The 16510-nt window shown below is 41.4% G+C and carries 15 protein-coding genes, 1 rRNA gene, 1 other RNA gene and 1 other annotated feature; of the genes, 2 read left to right on the top strand and 15 right to left on the bottom strand.

From position 1 onward, the window contains the following. Window positions 1-8: 8 nt before the first annotated feature. The 11 genes from H9631_RS12415 to tadA all read right to left on the bottom strand — a co-directional run bounded on the left by H9631_RS12415 (window position 9) and on the right by tadA (window position 8158). A complete protein-coding gene (locus H9631_RS12415) occupies window positions 9-338 on the bottom strand; it encodes a cyclic-di-AMP receptor (protein WP_018708571.1) in 330 nt (109 codons plus the stop codon). 128 nt (window positions 339-466) lie between these two features. Continuing rightward, window positions 467-1120: a dTMP kinase gene (tmk, locus tag H9631_RS12410; RefSeq protein ID WP_191813239.1), complete on the bottom strand. Its 654-nt coding sequence runs from the start codon at window positions 1118-1120 to the stop codon at window positions 467-469. A 122-nt stretch (window positions 1121-1242) separates the two neighbouring features. Continuing rightward, the gene (locus tag H9631_RS12405) at window positions 1243-1416 is read right to left on the bottom strand and encodes a sigma factor G inhibitor Gin (RefSeq protein WP_160708627.1); all 174 of its coding nucleotides are present in this window, start codon (window positions 1414-1416) and stop codon (window positions 1243-1245) included. Between the two features lie 351 nt (window positions 1417-1767). Then, window positions 1768-2034 carry a pro-sigmaK processing inhibitor BofA family protein gene (locus H9631_RS12400; RefSeq protein ID WP_191813237.1) on the bottom strand — a complete coding sequence of 89 codons (267 nt, stop codon included), beginning with the start codon at window positions 2032-2034 and terminating at the stop codon, window positions 1768-1770. A 194-nt stretch (window positions 2035-2228) separates the two neighbouring features. Then, window positions 2229-2444, bottom strand: coding sequence for a YaaL family protein (locus H9631_RS12395; protein WP_191813235.1), 216 nt, complete (start codon window positions 2442-2444; stop codon window positions 2229-2231). A 16-nt stretch (window positions 2445-2460) separates the two neighbouring features. Next, a complete protein-coding gene (gene recR, locus H9631_RS12390) occupies window positions 2461-3060 on the bottom strand; it encodes a recombination mediator RecR (protein ID WP_160708621.1) in 600 nt (199 codons plus the stop codon). A 12-nt stretch (window positions 3061-3072) separates the two neighbouring features. Next, window positions 3073-3390 carry a YbaB/EbfC family nucleoid-associated protein gene (locus H9631_RS12385; RefSeq protein ID WP_191813327.1) on the bottom strand — a complete coding sequence of 106 codons (318 nt, stop codon included), beginning with the start codon at window positions 3388-3390 and terminating at the stop codon, window positions 3073-3075. Window positions 3391-3414: 24 nt separating this feature from the next. Further along, window positions 3415-5109: a DNA polymerase III subunit gamma/tau gene (gene dnaX / locus H9631_RS12380; protein ID WP_191813233.1), complete on the bottom strand. Its 1695-nt coding sequence runs from the start codon at window positions 5107-5109 to the stop codon at window positions 3415-3417. Between the two features lie 103 nt (window positions 5110-5212). After that, the gene (locus H9631_RS12375; protein ID WP_191813231.1) at window positions 5213-6883 is read right to left on the bottom strand and encodes a DUF2207 domain-containing protein; all 1671 of its coding nucleotides are present in this window, start codon (window positions 6881-6883) and stop codon (window positions 5213-5215) included. A gap of 385 nt (window positions 6884-7268) precedes the next feature. Beyond that, window positions 7269-7533, bottom strand: an RNA gene (gene ffs / locus H9631_RS12370) — signal recognition particle sRNA large type. A 160-nt stretch (window positions 7534-7693) separates the two neighbouring features. Then, entirely contained in the window at window positions 7694-8158 is a 465-nt protein-coding gene (gene tadA / locus H9631_RS12365) for a tRNA adenosine(34) deaminase TadA (RefSeq protein ID WP_191813229.1), read from the bottom strand. A gap of 118 nt (window positions 8159-8276) precedes the next feature. Here tadA and H9631_RS12360 point away from each other — a divergent pair, with 118 nt between their 5' ends. Further along, window positions 8277-9566, top strand: coding sequence for a LysM peptidoglycan-binding domain-containing protein (locus tag H9631_RS12360; protein WP_191813227.1), 1290 nt, complete (start codon window positions 8277-8279; stop codon window positions 9564-9566). Between the two features lie 226 nt (window positions 9567-9792). Here H9631_RS12360 and serS read toward each other — a convergent pair whose 3' ends face one another. The 3 genes from serS to guaB all read right to left on the bottom strand — a co-directional run bounded on the left by serS (window position 9793) and on the right by guaB (window position 14904). After that, window positions 9793-11067, bottom strand: coding sequence for a serine--tRNA ligase (gene serS / locus H9631_RS12355; protein WP_191813225.1), 1275 nt, complete (start codon window positions 11065-11067; stop codon window positions 9793-9795). 49 nt (window positions 11068-11116) lie between these two features. Beyond that, window positions 11117-11331, bottom strand: a binding site (T-box leader). A gap of 72 nt (window positions 11332-11403) precedes the next feature. Further along, window positions 11404-12699: a serine hydrolase gene (locus tag H9631_RS12350; protein WP_191813325.1), complete on the bottom strand. Its 1296-nt coding sequence runs from the start codon at window positions 12697-12699 to the stop codon at window positions 11404-11406. Between the two features lie 738 nt (window positions 12700-13437). Beyond that, window positions 13438-14904 carry an IMP dehydrogenase gene (guaB, locus tag H9631_RS12345; RefSeq protein ID WP_191813222.1) on the bottom strand — a complete coding sequence of 489 codons (1467 nt, stop codon included), beginning with the start codon at window positions 14902-14904 and terminating at the stop codon, window positions 13438-13440. 109 nt (window positions 14905-15013) lie between these two features. On the opposite strand from guaB, the gene H9631_RS12340 reads away from it, so the two are divergent. Then, window positions 15014-15958: a YaaC family protein gene (locus tag H9631_RS12340; protein WP_191813221.1), complete on the top strand. Its 945-nt coding sequence runs from the start codon at window positions 15014-15016 to the stop codon at window positions 15956-15958. Between the two features lie 334 nt (window positions 15959-16292). Here H9631_RS12340 and rrf read toward each other — a convergent pair. After that, window positions 16293-16408, bottom strand: a 5S ribosomal RNA gene (gene rrf, locus H9631_RS12335). Between the last annotated feature and the right edge of the window lie 102 nt (window positions 16409-16510).

Genomic DNA, 16510 nt, shown 5'->3' with positions numbered 1-16510 from the left:
GACATCTCCTAAAACTGGTGGAACTGCTCGATTGGGAGAACAAACACAGTTGCTCCTCCTACCGAAACTTCCACTGGATAAGGAATATAGGAATCAGCATTGCCTCCCATAGGAGAAACAGGAGCCATCAACTGTTCACGTGATTTGCAGCTTTCCCTTATGACTTCAAGCGCTTTCTCTACACGAATATCTTCTGTACCTATCATGAAGGTCGTATTTCCGGACTTCAAGAAACCACCAGTTGTCGCCAGTTTTGTTGCTCTAAAGTTGTTTTCAACCAATGCATTCATAAGACGGTTGCTATCCTGGTCCTGAACTACAGCCATAATTAATTTCATTCTGCTCACTCCTTTAAATAAAGTGAAAAACAATTTTATTATTATTCTTATTATATCAGCTAATCGTTTATGTGACATTGTTATTCGTGTACAGTTAACTACTTTCCATCGAAAAAACGACATTTACGTTAAAATTCTTTATTTAGTATTCCCACTTGTGCCAGTTGGCTTTCAATTATTTTTTTCGCGTTTTGATACACTGAGTCAAATGTAGCTGAAGCATCAATTAAAATGAGCCTGTCTGGAAAACGTTGGAGTAAAAGATGATAACCTTCTCTTACTTTTTGGTGAAACTCAATTTTTTCCAGATCTAGCCTGTTCACTTCACGTCCTGCATTTCTGGCAATCCGTTTTAAACCAAGTTCCGGCTCTATATCAAAATATAGCGTGACATCCGGCATCGCGCCTTGAATGGCAAATTCATTGATACTGTATACTTCATCGATTCCAATCCCTCTTGCATATCCTTGATAAGCGAGGGAGCTGTCTATAAAGCGATCACACAGGACAACTTTCCCCTCCTGAAGCGCAGGTAGGACTTTTTCAGTCAAATGCTGGCGGCGGGCAGCAGCATACAGCAAAGCTTCCGTACGTGGGTCCATCGCCGTATGTTCCTTGTCAAGAATGATTGTCCTAATTTTTTCAGCAATCTCGATTCCGCCAGGCTCTCTTGTAGCCAACGCCTCAACACCTGCTGCAGCTAGATCATTCACTAGCTTTTCAATGAAGGTTGTTTTGCCAGCCCCTTCAGGCCCTTCCAATGTGATAAACAATCCGCTCATCAAACCTCTTCCCCCGATCCCTAATGTTTACAGCGTATAGTATAACACGGGATGCCATTAAAAATAGTGACTGTTTTGACCCAAATACAAAAAGACCAGGCACCATCTGCTGGAGCCCGGTTTTACGTGACAATTTTTGTTTCTTTAATGACTCTCATCTGTTCCACATAATATTTGTATTTCGGATCATCTGAATCTGTCTGAATAATCTCCTGCTCACACCCGACACAAATAAAAGATGTATAAAGATGAATCCCTGTATCCTGTGCTTTTTTACAAATGATGCACTTTTCCATCTCTCCACCTCCACACATTTTCATTATGTCCACTGCAGGTAAATTGTATACACAATTAACAACAGTTAGAAAAACACAAGCTGACTTTTGATGAGGAGCCTGCTATGATGTTTTACTGGCTTTTTCCAATAAATCTTGTATAAGGGTAATATGGACCTTTCGCTGATAGTACTTAGGTTTAGGGCGCAAGATCTTCAATTGCACTCGTAATTCTTATACAGCGAAAACGGTCATTCAAACTTGTTTTTATATCTTCCTTTTGTTTTATTCTATGCCCAAAGAGCAGATGCCGTGTTTGTCTCTGCTTTTTTTCAAAAAAGAAAATAAAACATCCGCAATTTAACGGATGTTTCACGCGATAATCCATAATTGAATGACTGACAATGCAGCAACTCCCGGCAGTCCAAGCAAACCTGAAACGGCCGCAGTCACAAAATTAATGGGAATATACAAACCGAACTGGTTTCCGACAGCATTTAGAAAAAATAGAAACAGGGCGCCAATCATTAATTTAATGAATGATTGACCGATCACTTTAACAAAACTTCCGGGCTTTACAGCCATCAATAAAAAGATAATTAAGCCGATCAGCGAAGCAATGATCAAGATCGAATCCAAACGTTCCCCCTCCTGCCCTCTCATTCTTATTTAATATTGTATGAAAGGATTGTCCGAAAAGAACATTTAGAAAAGTCTGGGACATACAGCCTTAAGAGATAAGCATTTGGGGGCCAGAACACAAGGACTCATAAAGTATCCCCATTTAATCATGTTTCAACCAGGATAAACACATGACCAATCTTGGATAAGGGCTATTGCTCTTTAATCGAGATTTTTCGTTTCTTCGCTTCTTGGAATAAAAAGATATATTTTGCTTTTGCTAATCGCATCTGATATTCCAATTCATCGTTTTGCTCATAGCTCAATCTGCACATGTCGCTCTTTTGATCCCACTGTTTTTTTATATTCCCCATGAGGTCTATTAACCTTTGATCAAATTCTTTACGCATTTTTTGTTTCCGGAACATATTATGAGACCTCTCCTTACAGAACTTCTCTTCGACCTTCCAACGCTTTTGAGAGAGTCACTTCATCTGCGTACTCAAGATCTCCTCCAACTGGCAAACCATGGGCAATCCTTGTCACGGTGATACCCGACGGTTTGAGTAGGCGGGAAATATACATGGCGGTAGCTTCCCCTTCGATATTCGGATTTGTTGCTAAAATTACTTCCTGAACCGTTTCATCTTGAAGCCTTTTTAGCAAATCAGGAATATTGATATCTTCTGGCCCAATGCCTTCCATCGGAGAAATAGATCCATGAAGGACATGATACAAACCGTTGTATTCTTTCATTTTTTCCATGGCGATGACATCTTTCGGCTCCTGAACAACGCAGATAACGCTGCGGTCGCGTCTTTGATCATCGCAAACATAACATGGATCCTTGTCAGTGATATGACCACATACTGAACAATAGCCGAGATCCCTTTTTGCATTAACAAGGGCCTTGGCAAAATCAAGGACGGTATCTTCTTTCATATTAAGAACGAAAAACGCCAGGCGGGCTGCTGTTTTCGGCCCGATTCCCGGCAGTTTCATAAAGCTGTCAATCAGCTTTGATATGGGTTCTGGATAATGCATAATGGTAACCTCCTAGAAGCCAGGAAGGTTTATTCCTTTAGTAAATTGTCCCATCGTCTGGCTTGATAATTCTTCTGCCTGCTTTAAAGCTTCATTTGTAGCTGCCAACACTAGATCCTGTAGCATTTCGATATCCTCCGGGTCTACAACTTCTTCGTCAATTTGAACCTCCAGCACTTCCTTATGGCCGGAAACGATCACTTTTACCATTCCGCCGCCTGCTGTACCTTCAATTCTTTTTTCTCCAAGTTCCTCTTGCGCCTGTGCCATCTTCTTTTGCATTTTCTGCATTTGCTTCATCATACCTTGCATATTTCCCATTCCTCGCATCATTGTAAACAACCTCCACCATGATTAATTTTTAATTTCTAAAAGATCTTTTCCAACCAATTTTAAAGCTTCGGATACAATCGGATCCTGTTCTTCCGGATTACTTTCGTCTCCATCGCTTTTGTTCGATTGTAAAAACCCTTCTCGGATCTCTTTCCATTGGGCTTCAGGAACTCCAATGATTTTAAAACTGGTTCCTGTCTGCTCCTCCAAGGTTTGAGAAATCGTTTGGATAAATGAATGATTCTCCATAGCCATTTTACAAATGACGTCATATTTAAATTTCAAAACAAGGGCATCCGCTGATGCTGCGGCTGGTTCGGCATCATTGAGTAAAGCGACTTGGGAAGGTAATTGACGTTGATTCAATATATTCAAAAATTCCCCCCAGTGGCTTTTAACATCGTTCAGATGCTTCCTTGTAGCTTCCTTCAACACTTGGGTTACGGTGCCAGCATTGACTCTAAATTCCTTTCCGACACTTTTGGCCGGTCTTTTCGAAGTTTGTGTTGGCTGACTTTGAGTCTTGTCAATCGGTTGGCTATTATTTTTCAGCCATTTGATTTCTTTTTCCAACGCTTCGATTTTCTTATACAATTCCTGAACCTGCGGGCCATCTGGTTGAGCCATCGCTCTTTCTGTCTGACAAAGCTTTACCAGACATACTTCCAAATAAATACGTGCATGGTTCGAGAAGCGCATTTCCTGCTGTGTTTTGCTTAATATATCAATGTATTCATAAATTTGCTGCGGCTGAATCTCTTCAGCAAGGGCTTTAAATTCTTCATCAAGAAGCGCGTGCTCCGCTATCTCATCCAAATTCGGTGCTGTCTTATGAAGCAGCAAATCCCGGAAAAATAGAATGAAATCCTCTGTAAATCGGGAAGGATCCTTCCCTTGCATGAGCAATTCCTCCAGCATACCGAGCGCCCCAGAAACTTCTTTATCATGAATGAAACGTGCAAGCATGTTCAAACTATTTTGTGATATGGATCCAGTGACAGTTAAAGCATCCTCCACAGTAACTTTTCCGGTACTGAAAGAAATAGCCTGATCCAGCAGACTCAGCGCATCCCGCATCCCGCCTTCAGCGGCTCTCGCAATAGTTTGAAGCGCCTTTTCATCATATTCCAACGAAGTTTCATTTGCAATATGTGACATTCGCCCGGCGATATCTTGCGAAGTGATTCTTTTAAAATCAAAGCGCTGACACCTGGAAATGATCGTTAGTGGGATTTTATGCGGTTCTGTCGTAGCCAATATGAAAATAACATGTTTGGGCGGTTCTTCCAATGTCTTCAGCAAAGCATTAAATGCGCCAATAGTCAGCATATGTACTTCGTCAATGATGTAGACTTTATACTTCACTGCATTAGGCGTATATTTGACCTTGTCTCGGATATCTCGGATTTCTTCCACACCATTATTCGAAGCTGCATCAATTTCAATGACATCAGGAACCGAACCATCCGTGATACCTAAGCAAGCAGGGCATTCGTTGCACGGTTCCGCAACTGGCATTTTTTCACAGTTAACAGCTTTAGCCATTATTTTGGCAGCACTTGTTTTGCCGGTTCCGCGGGGACCGGAAAACAAATAAGCATGCGAAATTTTTTCCTGGAGGAGAGCATTTTGCAACGTCTTTGTTACATGTTCTTGCCCGATGACATCCGCAAACGCCTGCGGCCGCCACACTCGATATAACGCTTGATAACTCATGCTCTGCCTCCCTTTAAAGTATTTGTTCTACAATGTATTATACCTTAATCCAAGGGGAAATTACAGAAAGAGTGTCATTGAAAAAAGATATAAACAGGATCAGTTAAAATGCTCCTGATCCGCCACCACCGCCTCCAACTCCACCACCAACAGAAGAGGAACTCCCACTTGATTGAGATGCAACTGTGGTTTTTGCCTGTTCTCCTGCAGTATCAAAAGATGAAGTCAAGATTAACCAGTTCATCGGATAAAAACTGGAAAAGCTAGCTGATTGATCGAGAACTGTACTTCTGTTCATTTTGGCGGTGGTTGAATCTCCGATTCCAAGTGAATAAATCATTGCCCGCATTCGATCATCTTCGTTATAAAGTTTCCAATCCCAATCAGAAATTTGATCAAATTCATAAACTAATCTTCCCCACTCTACCTGCGTGCGCACCCCTTTTACTGCCAAAGGCTTGTAAAAGATTGCAAATCCCACATAGACCATAAACAGGAAAATAAATAAAGTCATATATAAGAAAAGATCATATTTAGCTGACAAAATGATAAACAAAAAAGGAAAAAGGCTCAATAATCCAACTGTCATTCTGACTGTTTTTCGTTGGTCATATAAACTAGCCTGCTTTGTTTCATTTGTAACCGCCGCTTTCCATCTATTAATTTCATTGGTATAATCCATGTGGTTTTTCTTATTTTCCATAAAATCTTCTAAGTTATCCATACTGAACTTGCCATTCCATCCGATTTTATCGAATAAGAAACTGATAAGAATCCTCTCATGCTCCTTTTTTGCCTCTCTACTGATTAATTGAAAATGCCCTGTTTTTGTCTGTTCAACATAGCCTAGACGAACAAGGTCCATCAACCCTGCTGCTATTGTGCAGTTATGAAATGCATCCGTAAATAAGATAGTCGCAGGCATACTCATTTGCTGCGCAGGAACTTTTAGTTTTTGATTAAAAACAGCCTCCAAAACTTCCTTCCGTTTCCGTTTGGACCTACTAAATTCATTCATAGCTATGACTACAAACAAAGCTGTGAATCCCGCTAATATCCATATCGCTATCGAGGCCGTCTTACTTTTATTCTTCGCATAAATAATCGCATTTTCTTCCAGCGTTCTTTTCTCACTGACGATTTTTTCTTTCATTTCTTTATCTGCTGTCAGTAACATGATAGGAAATAAAGTTGAGTCATAAGCAACCCTTATATCCCCATTTTCTCCAGCTTCCACTTCTCCCATTGAAAAGATGACTGTCCCATCATCTGCCACACTCTCCTTTTTAAAAGCCGACTCATATCCTAACGCAATGGCATCATCTGTCGGTTGTGGGGGATGAATAGCAATGGTCATTTTCCCATAGTCCGCTTCATTTCGATCATCAAAAAAAGGCCAATAAAATTCTGTTACATCAGTATACTTCTCCAGCCCATTCTTAATCGTGTAATGTATATCTATCTGGATCGTTTCATCCTTACCACTACGGTGAATTTTATACAATTCTTCCTCTTTTTCCACCTTTAGACTTTTTTCTTTCTCTTTCGCCATTAAATCGCTTATTTCCGCACCTTTTTTCGGGAATATTTCCCGGGTAATGCCATTAAATTTTCCATCAAAAGTATAAGTATGTTGTTCACTGACATTGACATCTCCATCTTCCTGTAAATAGGCATCTATTTTTACATCTGGAATTGAAAAATCAACAGCATAAACAGACGTTGGAATGAAAAACAAAAGGATCAAAGTAGGAATGATATATTTTTCAAACATAAAATCTTCACCTCTCTTTGCTTATATTGTTACGCGCTAAGAGCAGTTTAGGTTTCAAATCAACGAATTTGATAAGGGAGTTTCTTGCTAACATAGCAAAGCTGCTCATTTCAATTACATCATGAAAAGTTGTTTCATGCAGCTTTGCAATGAGAATCCTTGAATAAGCCGTCCACTGGATTCTTCCTAAATAAACTTCAGTATGCCTTGATCTTGTGCTGATGGCGCCTAGCCGCCATATCCTAAGCTTTAGTTCGGCAGGCTCAAACAGCGACACCCTATCGCTTTGCTTGCACTGCTATCTTCTATATGACAAAAAAGTTCTTTCATCACAAAAAACCCATCCGCTTCAATCACGAATGGGTTTGTCGTTTCTTAATCAATACCGCGCACCTTCCTTCGACAGTGCTTCATCTGCGTTACTCAAGCAGTTAGCTCGACCCAGGCTGCCCTGCGGCACATGAGAGGTTCCACTTAATGCTGCTTCCTTCCGGACCTGACATGGTTCATGGGTTCCCATTGCGCAGGACCCGGGTGTCTACACCACTTACTTGAGGCAGACCAGACAAAACAGCAGCCTCTGGAAGGGATTCAACCCCGCTGGAGCGGATTTCGGGTACAGGGATCCGCTACTTCCCCGTCTAGCGCGGCATATCCTATTTTACTACTTTTTCTCTAAAAAATCAATGTCTGTTACGTTTTATTAAAAACCCCATTGCTATAAAGAGTATTTAAAAGTTAATTAGCCCTTTCTGTCGGCACCCATATAAGTAAATAACATTTAAATACTCAGTCCGCTGCCTATCGCTATCACCTTTTCTTTTTTTTGCGAATAGATCGAAAAAAATCACTCAGGAGTCTCCCACATTCTTCTCCCAAAACTCCACTGATCACTTCACTTTGGTGATTGAACCGTTCATCCGTCACTAAATTCATTAATGTTCCAGCACATCCAGCCTTCGGATCAACTGCTCCGTACACAACCTTTTTGACCCTGGATAAAATGATAGCTCCGCTGCACATCGGGCAAGGTTCTAATGTCACATATAACTCGGCCTCTTCCAACCTCCAAGTTCCCAATTTTTCACAGGCCCTTTCAATGGCCAGCAGTTCTGCATGCGCAACAGCATTTTGATCTGTCTCCCGTCTGTTATGGGCAGCTGCAATCACTTCATCATTGAGTACAATGACTGCTCCAATAGGAACTTCCTGCATCTCTTCAGCTTTCTTTGCTTCAGCGATTGCTAATCGCATATACTTTTCTTCTCTTTCCATTTGTATCACCTAAGTGTATCTGATTTTTAAAATATTGATTGGTCTTTTATTTTTACATAATACATACAATGGGACAAGGTGAATTATATATTTTTGAACAGTTATAAGGAGGAAAAAAATGCAGATTCATGTCGTCGAGCCCAATGAGACATTGAACTCAATTGCCTCTCGTTATAATATCTCTCCTGCTATTATTGCCGAAGCCAATCAACTTCCCAATCGAGATCAGTTGGTTGTTGGGCAGGCATTGGTCATTCCCATTTTAGGCAGTTTTTACTGGGTACAGCCTGGTGATAGCCTGTGGGCCATAGCCCAAAAATTTGGGATATCCTACCAGGAATTAGCACGAATTAACGGTATTCATGTAAACCAGCCCATTCAAGTAGGACTGCGACTCTACATTCCACAAAGAGCAAAAAGAGATGGAGAGTTTTTAGCCTATGTGGAACCGAGGCGTGTTGGAGAAGTATCACCACAGCTTGAGTCCAGCGCAAGGGAAGCAGCTCCCTATTTGACTTATCTGGCCCCCTTTTCTTATTTTCCCAAACGGGACGGATCACTAGATCCCCCGAATCTTAATAAATTTCCGGACATAGCAAAAGCAAACAATACATTTCTTGCTATGGTGTTGGCTAATCAGGAGGATGGGCAGTTTAATACGGAATTAGTCCATATTCTCCTTACAGACGAAAAGGTTCAAACAACATTTTTAAATAATATACTTGCTGAAGCGAAACGGGTCGGATTTACGGATATTCATTTTGACTTCGAAAGAATAGCTGGCGAAGACAGAGAGGCATATAATAACTTTCTGCGAAGAGCCAGAGGTCTATTTCATCAAGAAGGATTTATTATTTCAACTGCGCTGGCTCCAAAAACAAGTGCAACACAACAAGGAGAATGGTATGAAGGTCATGATTATAAAGCGCATGGAGAAATTGTTGATTATACCTTAATCATGACATATGAATGGGGATACAGCGGCGGCCCTGCCATGGCTGTATCTCCGATTAATTCTGTCAGAGATGTGCTGGAATACGCTATTACTGAAATCCCGCCTGAAAAGATCATGATGGGGCAAAACCTATATGGATACGATTGGACTCTTCCTTTTGTTCAAGGGACAACAGCGGTAGCTATCAGCCCTCAAAGAGCCATACAAATTGCCGCGGAAAACAACGCTGCCATCGAATATGATACAACAGCACAAGCACCTTTTTTCCATTATACCGACCAAGATGGAAAAGAGCATGAGGTCTGGTTTGAAGATGCACGGTCCATACAAGCCAAATTCGACTTGGTCAAGGAGTTGGGTATTCGCGGTGTCGGGTATTGGAAGCTTGGACTTCCTTTCCCGCAAAACTGGCTGTTGATAACGGATAATTTTAATGTAAAAAAAAACAATTAAGAAAAACATTAAGCTCTGAGTAGTCACACTGAAATTCAGATAATCCGACCATAAAAACAACGAAAGGCGCGCAACCTTTAGGTGACAAGCACAAGACGCATTTTGATGAGGCACCACAGCAAAGCAGCTCATTTTTTAAAAAAGCGGCTCCTAAAACTGGAGCCGCTTGAAATAATTGTAAAGAGCGGCGCTCTTTCAAAAACTGGGTTTATCTTACGAAGCCCCTTTACCCAATCACTTCTTTATTTCTCATATATGGTCGAAGCACTTCCGGAATCTCCACTGTGCCATCTTCTCGCTGATAGTTTTCCAAAATAGCGGCCACTGTTCTTCCCACTGCCAACCCAGATCCATTCAGCGTATGCACATGCTGCGGCTTAGCCTTCGGTTCAGTACGGAAGCGAATATTCGCTCGTCTGGCTTGGAATGCCTCAAAGTTAGAGCAAGAAGAAATCTCCCTGTACGTGTTGTAGCTTGGAATCCAAACTTCCAAGTCATACTTTTTGGCTGCCGTAAAACCAAGGTCTCCTGTACACATACTCATTACACGGTATGGCAGTTTTAGAAGCTGGAGTACTTTTTCGGCATGACCGGTCAATTTCTCCAGTTCGTCGTAGGAATCCTCCGGTTTAACAAATTTCACTAGCTCCACCTTATTAAACTGATGCTGGCGGATCAATCCTCTAGTATCACGACCGGCAGAACCTGCTTCAGAACGGAAGCAAGCGCTGTAGGCTGCATAATTTAAAGGCAACTGTGAACCGTCAAGAATCTCATCACGATGATAATTAGTTACTGGGACTTCAGCAGTTGGAATCATGAAAAAGTCCTCGCTCTCAATATGAAACGCATCCTCTGCAAATTTCGGAAGCTGGCCGGTTCCCGTCATACTTGCACGGTTAACCAAGTAAGGCGGAAGCATCTCTTCATAGCCGTGCTCTTCCACATGAAGATCGAGCATAAAATTAATGAGCGCTCGCTCCAGTCGAGATCCCAGTCCCTTATAAAATACGAAACGGCTTCCTGTTACTTTTGCAGCTCGTTCAAAGTCCAAAATGCCCAAATCTGACGCCAGATCCCAATGCGGCTTCGGTTCGAATGAAAACTCACTTACCTCGCCCCACTTTCGGATTTCCACGTTATCGTCTTCTGTTTCTCCAACTGGAACACTTTCATGTGGTATGTTGGGAATGGACATGAGGATTCTTTCTAATTCATCTTCCACATTACGGAGCTCTCCATCCATTTGTTTGATCTGCTGTCCTACTTCTCTCATTTCGACAATCAAATCATCCGTGCTCTGCTTCTCTTTTTTCAACTGAGCGATTTTTTCGGAAACTTCATTCCTTTTGCTTTTCAATTGCTCTGCCTGAACAATGATTCCCCTGCGCTTTTGGTCCAAATCCTCAAATTGGTCTAAATCCCCCAAATCTTCGCCGCGATACTGCAGCTTCTTTTTCACTTCCTCTAAATTTCCACGAAGTAATCTTATCTCCAACATGATAACAACCTCCCAATTATTTTAAAAAACAAAAAAACTCCCAATCCCCAAAAGGGACGAGAGTTTACCCGCGTTGCCACCCATATTGAAAGCATATTGCTTTCCTCTTTATTGGATAACGGGTGTGACCCGAAAATGCTTACTAGCCACGGCATTCGGCATTTTGCTCAAGGAGGGATTCGCAGGCTGCGTTGCCGATTCTCACCAACCATCGGCTCTCTGAAAGACGCGTCACCTGCTACTATTTCCTTTCTACACGTTCGCTCATATCAATTTTCTGATACTATACTATATCCACTATATAAATGCAAATTTTTTATAAAACTTACATCAAATTCAAAACCAACCTTTAACAGTCTTGGCAGCACTATTCCATACGTCCCCAATAAAACCGCCAATACTTCTCATGGATAGGACAAACCAATTTGCCTTCTCCACTTTTTCCACTGTTACCATATTAGCAGAAGCAGGCTTGCTAATATATCCATAGTCATGCTCACCCTCATATTTTAATTCAAGGGTTCCGATTTTTTCGCCTTTTTTCACAGGTGCAGTCAATTGACCATCCTTATTTAAAAGCTTTTTATTCACTTTGAATTCAGGCTTATACGACTTCTCTTCCCCATTCCTTATAATAACCTGGATTGGAGCGTCTGATTGAATAGCAACCTTCTTTTCTTTGCCATTAATGACAGAGAGGGACTCATGACCCTTTACTTTATAATCATTGGGGTAGAGTTCTTTCATTGAAAAATTGTTGAATGCATAGTCCAACATTTTCTTTGTTTCAACAAAGCGAGACTCGTATGCACCTTTCCCAGATTTATCTTTGGCATTCATGACAACAGTTATAACCCGCATATCGTTTTTCTTGGCCGTACCTGTAAAACAATAGCCTGCAAAGTCAGTTGTTCCTGTTTTTAGACCATCAACGCCTTCATAAGTGAAAATAAGGGATGGCAGCATCCAGTTCCAGTTTTTCATTTTTCCAGGCATTCCTGGAAAATCTTTTTCCGGAATGCTTGTTGTTTCAAGAACTTCTGGATAATCATTCAACAGCTGTGACGCCAATTTTGCCATGGCACGGGCTGACATAATGTTTTCTTCCTCAGCACCCGTTCCTTTAACATGCTTCCCTTTTAAATCTTTATTATTTAAACCAGTTGAATTGACAAATTTATAATTTTCTAAGCCAAGCTCTTTTGCTTTGGCATTCATCAGATCAACGAATTTTTGTTCAGAACCTGCAATCGCCTCAGCAATAGCGATTGTTGCTCCATTTGCCGAATAAATGGCCATGGCTTCATATAATTGCTTGATTGTATATTTTTTTCCTGCCTCAAGCGGAACATTGGATAAATTTGTATCTATGGATACTTCATGAACATAATCGCTGATTGTCTGTTCTTGATCCCATTTAATTTTCTTATCTTTGATAGCTTCAAACATTAAATACTCGGTCATCATTTTAGACATAGATGCAATTCCGAGTGCAGTATCTTCATTTTTTGCATATAAAATTTTCCCTGTGCTTGCTTCCACAACAATTGCAGCGTCCGCATGAATGTCCAACGCGCTTTCAGCGGAAGCCTTTGCAGGAATGTTTATTGTGGTAATGAGCATGATGACCATGACGAAGAAAGCTATAAACCGTTTATGCGCTTGTTTTTTCAAAAGTAGACCCTCCAAATATTATGTACCCGTTTGTCATTTTATCATAGTTAGTTATAGATGAATAGCTTGTAAATATGTCATTTCCATTACGATGGAAATTAGAATTCATAAGAAAAGTGCAAGCTCCTGTTGATCTACCGTACAAAACTGGAAGACAGCTTTTTAGGAGCGGCAAGTACTAGTGTCACCAGCTGTGAACGGTGGCGCTACGACATCCTATCCGTTGGAGGATAGCTTAGTGAAATCGTTCTTTCACTTCATTGAATTGACCGAAGCGCCCTTGAGCCGCTGCCTTCCGTAGCTGGACAAATAATCCCCCCGACGGAGATAAAGGAAACATAAAGTACAGAGAGTGCCTACTTATCGGCGCAAAGCTAGACGAACGCTATAGAAGGTGTAGTCGCCTTCAACAGCGATTGGTTTTATCCATGGCACACGGCAGGCTCATAACGCGACGTCCTGTCGCTTCGCTTGCACTAGTACTTCCTGTACGTCGGCAGGCTCATAACGTGACGTCCTGTCGCTTCGCCTGCACTAGTACTTCCTGTATTTCGAAGCCATGTTGACTGATTGTAAGGGTGATGGGGAAGTCTGCTTGTCGATGGACATTATGTGATAAATTTTTAATTTATTAAACAAAAAATGACAGGACTCACCCAGAGTCCTGTCATTTTACAAGGGCATCAGACACCCTCATTATGATAATGAATAGTTTGGTGCTTCCTTCGTAATCTGCACCTGGTGTGGATGGCTTTCGCGTAAGCCCGCGCCCGTCATTTTGATAAACTGCGCATTTTCGCGGAAATCGTGGAGGCTAGCCGCTCCGCAATAACCCATACCGGCGCGAAGTCCTCCAGTCAACTGGAATAACGTATCTGCAAGTGGCCCTTTATATGGAACGCGCCCTTCTATGCCTTCAGGAACAAATTTCTTTGCATCCTCCTGGAAATAACGGTCTTTTGAACCTTTCTCCATCGCACCTTCGGAACCCATTCCTCGGTATACCTTAAACCTTCTACCTTGGAAGATTTCCGTTTCTCCTGGGCTTTCAGATGTTCCCGCAAGCAGGCTTCCAAGCATGACAGCATGTCCACCCGTAGCTAGAGCCTTAACGATATCACCAGAATACTTGATGCCTCCATCCGCAATAATCGTTTTGCCGAGTTTTCTAGCTTCAGTAGCACAGTCATAGATGGCAGTTATCTGTGGAACCCCGACACCAGCAACAACTCTGGTCGTACAAATGGATCCAGGTCCAATCCCAACTTTGACAACATCCGCTCCTGCTTCAAACAACTCACGGGTTGCTTCAGCTGTTGCTACATTTCCTGCGATAATGTTCAGCTCAGGATACTGTTTCCTAATGTCACGGACCGTATCGATAACACCTTTGGAATGGCCGTGTGCAGTATCTACTACAATTGCATCTACTTGAGATCTTACAAGCTGCTCTATTCTTGTAAAAGTATCTTTTGATACCCCAACAGCAGCTGCAACAAGCAGCCTTCCCTTGTCATCTTTAGCTGAATGCGGGAATTCAATTACTTTCTCAATATCCTTAATGGTGATCAAGCCTTTTAATACTCCAGCTTCATCAATGAGAGGAAGCTTTTCAATCCGATGCTCCTGGAGAACTCTCTCAGCTTGCTCCAGTGATGTTCCAACTGCTGCGGTTACCAAGTTCTCTTTCGTCATGACATCCGTAATTGGTAAGGAATAGTCTTGGATAAAGCGCATATCCCTGTTGGTAATAATGCCGACCAATTTTCGATCTTCCTCATTATTTACAATGGGCACACCAGAGATTCGGTATTTCGCCATGAGATGCTCAGCATCAAACACTTGGTGTTCCGGGGTAAGGAAAAATGGGTCGGTAATAACGCCACTTTCAGAACGTTTTACCTTGTCCACTTCTTCTGCCTGCCGTTCAATACTCATGTTTTTATGAATAACGCCAATTCCGCCTTGACGCGCCATGGATATAGCCATGGCAGCTTCCGTTACAGTATCCATACCAGCACTGATGATAGGAATGTTTAAACGAAGAGTATCAGTCAACTTCACCTTCAAATCGACATCTTTTGGCAAAACCTCAGATTTTGCCGGGACTAACAAAACATCATCGAATGTTAAGCCTTCTTTAGCAAACTTAGATTCCCACATTTTTATATCCCCCTGCCCAAAATATTATTAGTAGGTTATCAATTGGTTAAAATACTGTCAAGGAATACAGTTGATGTTCCATTTTTCAAATTATTCGGAGGGGATTTTTATGTTGAAACTTGATGAAATATGGCTTAAATTCAATTCTTTTCAATCTGCCTCCACTGTGCAATTTTATTTAAAAAAATGCTACTTACACCTCTCTGTTACAGAAGCCGAGAGAAAAAGCTATGATAATTGTTACCCATTCATGTACTTTTTAGAACAGGCGGAAACCTACTATAAACAAGCCTCTAGCTCCCCCTTTTCCATAAAACCTGTTCTTCTATTTTATGGATTCGTACATTTAATCAAAGCAGGGCTGCTTACCGTTGATCCATACTATCCCAGTTCAACTTCTGTTCTTGCCCATGGAGTATCAACGAGAAAAAAGAAAAAAAGGAACTACCAATTCTTTCAAGACGAAGTGAAGATACAAAGAAATGGCTTATGTACGCATTTCGCTGAGAAAATGTTCCAAATGAACCACTTAGAAGGGGAAAAATTCAAAATGGGGGACTTGCTTGCCCTCATTCCAGAACTGGATGATTTATTTCAATTTATTCATCGTAAACGAAATATTATTTTATTCGATAAAATAAACGACCATTGGCATATCCCCATAGAATTAACGCATACCTTCCATATGGGTGAAAAGCGATTGAAGAATTTTCTTGAAGAAAAAAATGGAGGAATGATTCATTGGGAAACAGATGAATTGATAATTGATGGGAAGCAATCTGAACTAAATCCTCCTTTCAGATACCATCTTTTTAAAAACTTATATGGGATCAACGCTTCCCTTGAGCAACTCAGCACTATTCCAGATATCATGGTCCATTACCTACTACTATATAATTTGAGTATGATTGCACGGTATGAAACTGAGTGGTGGTTTGACCTGATCAAAACAGCAGCGGATGATACATATCCATTTATCCATACCTTCTTGGAAATATCTGAGATAAAATGTCCGAGGATGATATTTCGTTTCTTAATGAAACAGTACACATAGTGAGGCGCAATTCCCTTGAAGAAGGTGGGCTGTCCCGGGCCGCGGACATGATAGAGGAAATAAATTATTTCTTCTTTTAGTCTCTAGCTCATATTTTTCACTTCAAATTGGTTGTTGCTTTTGCCCTGGGATCATCTTTTTGGCTTCGAACCGGTTATCGTGCGAATTCTGGAGGAATCGTGCGAAAATCGGGTTTATCGTGCGATTTTTCATTTTATCGTGCGAAATTGGAGGTTATCGTGCTAAAACAGCACTTGATTGTGCGAACGCCTGAAAAAGGAAACTTTTCTCCACAAAAAAACATGAAGCCGATTGACTCCATGTTTTCTTTATTGCCCGGCGACGTCCTGCTCTCACAAGGGGAAGCCCCTCACTACCATCGGCGCTGAAGAGCTTAACTACCGTGTTCGGGATGGGAACGGGTGTGACCTCTTCGCTATCGCCACCAGACTTTATATTGAAAGGGATTCATTCCCTCAAAACCAGATAAGAGAAGAAGATACCGAAAATCATATCATCCTATTTTAGATTAAGTCCTCGATCGATTAGTAT

The organism is Bacillus norwichensis (assembly GCF_014836955.1).
GTDB classification, from domain to species: domain Bacteria; phylum Bacillota; class Bacilli; order Bacillales; family Bacillaceae_C; genus Siminovitchia; species Siminovitchia norwichensis.
This window is presented reverse-complemented; position numbering and strand designations above follow the sequence as displayed.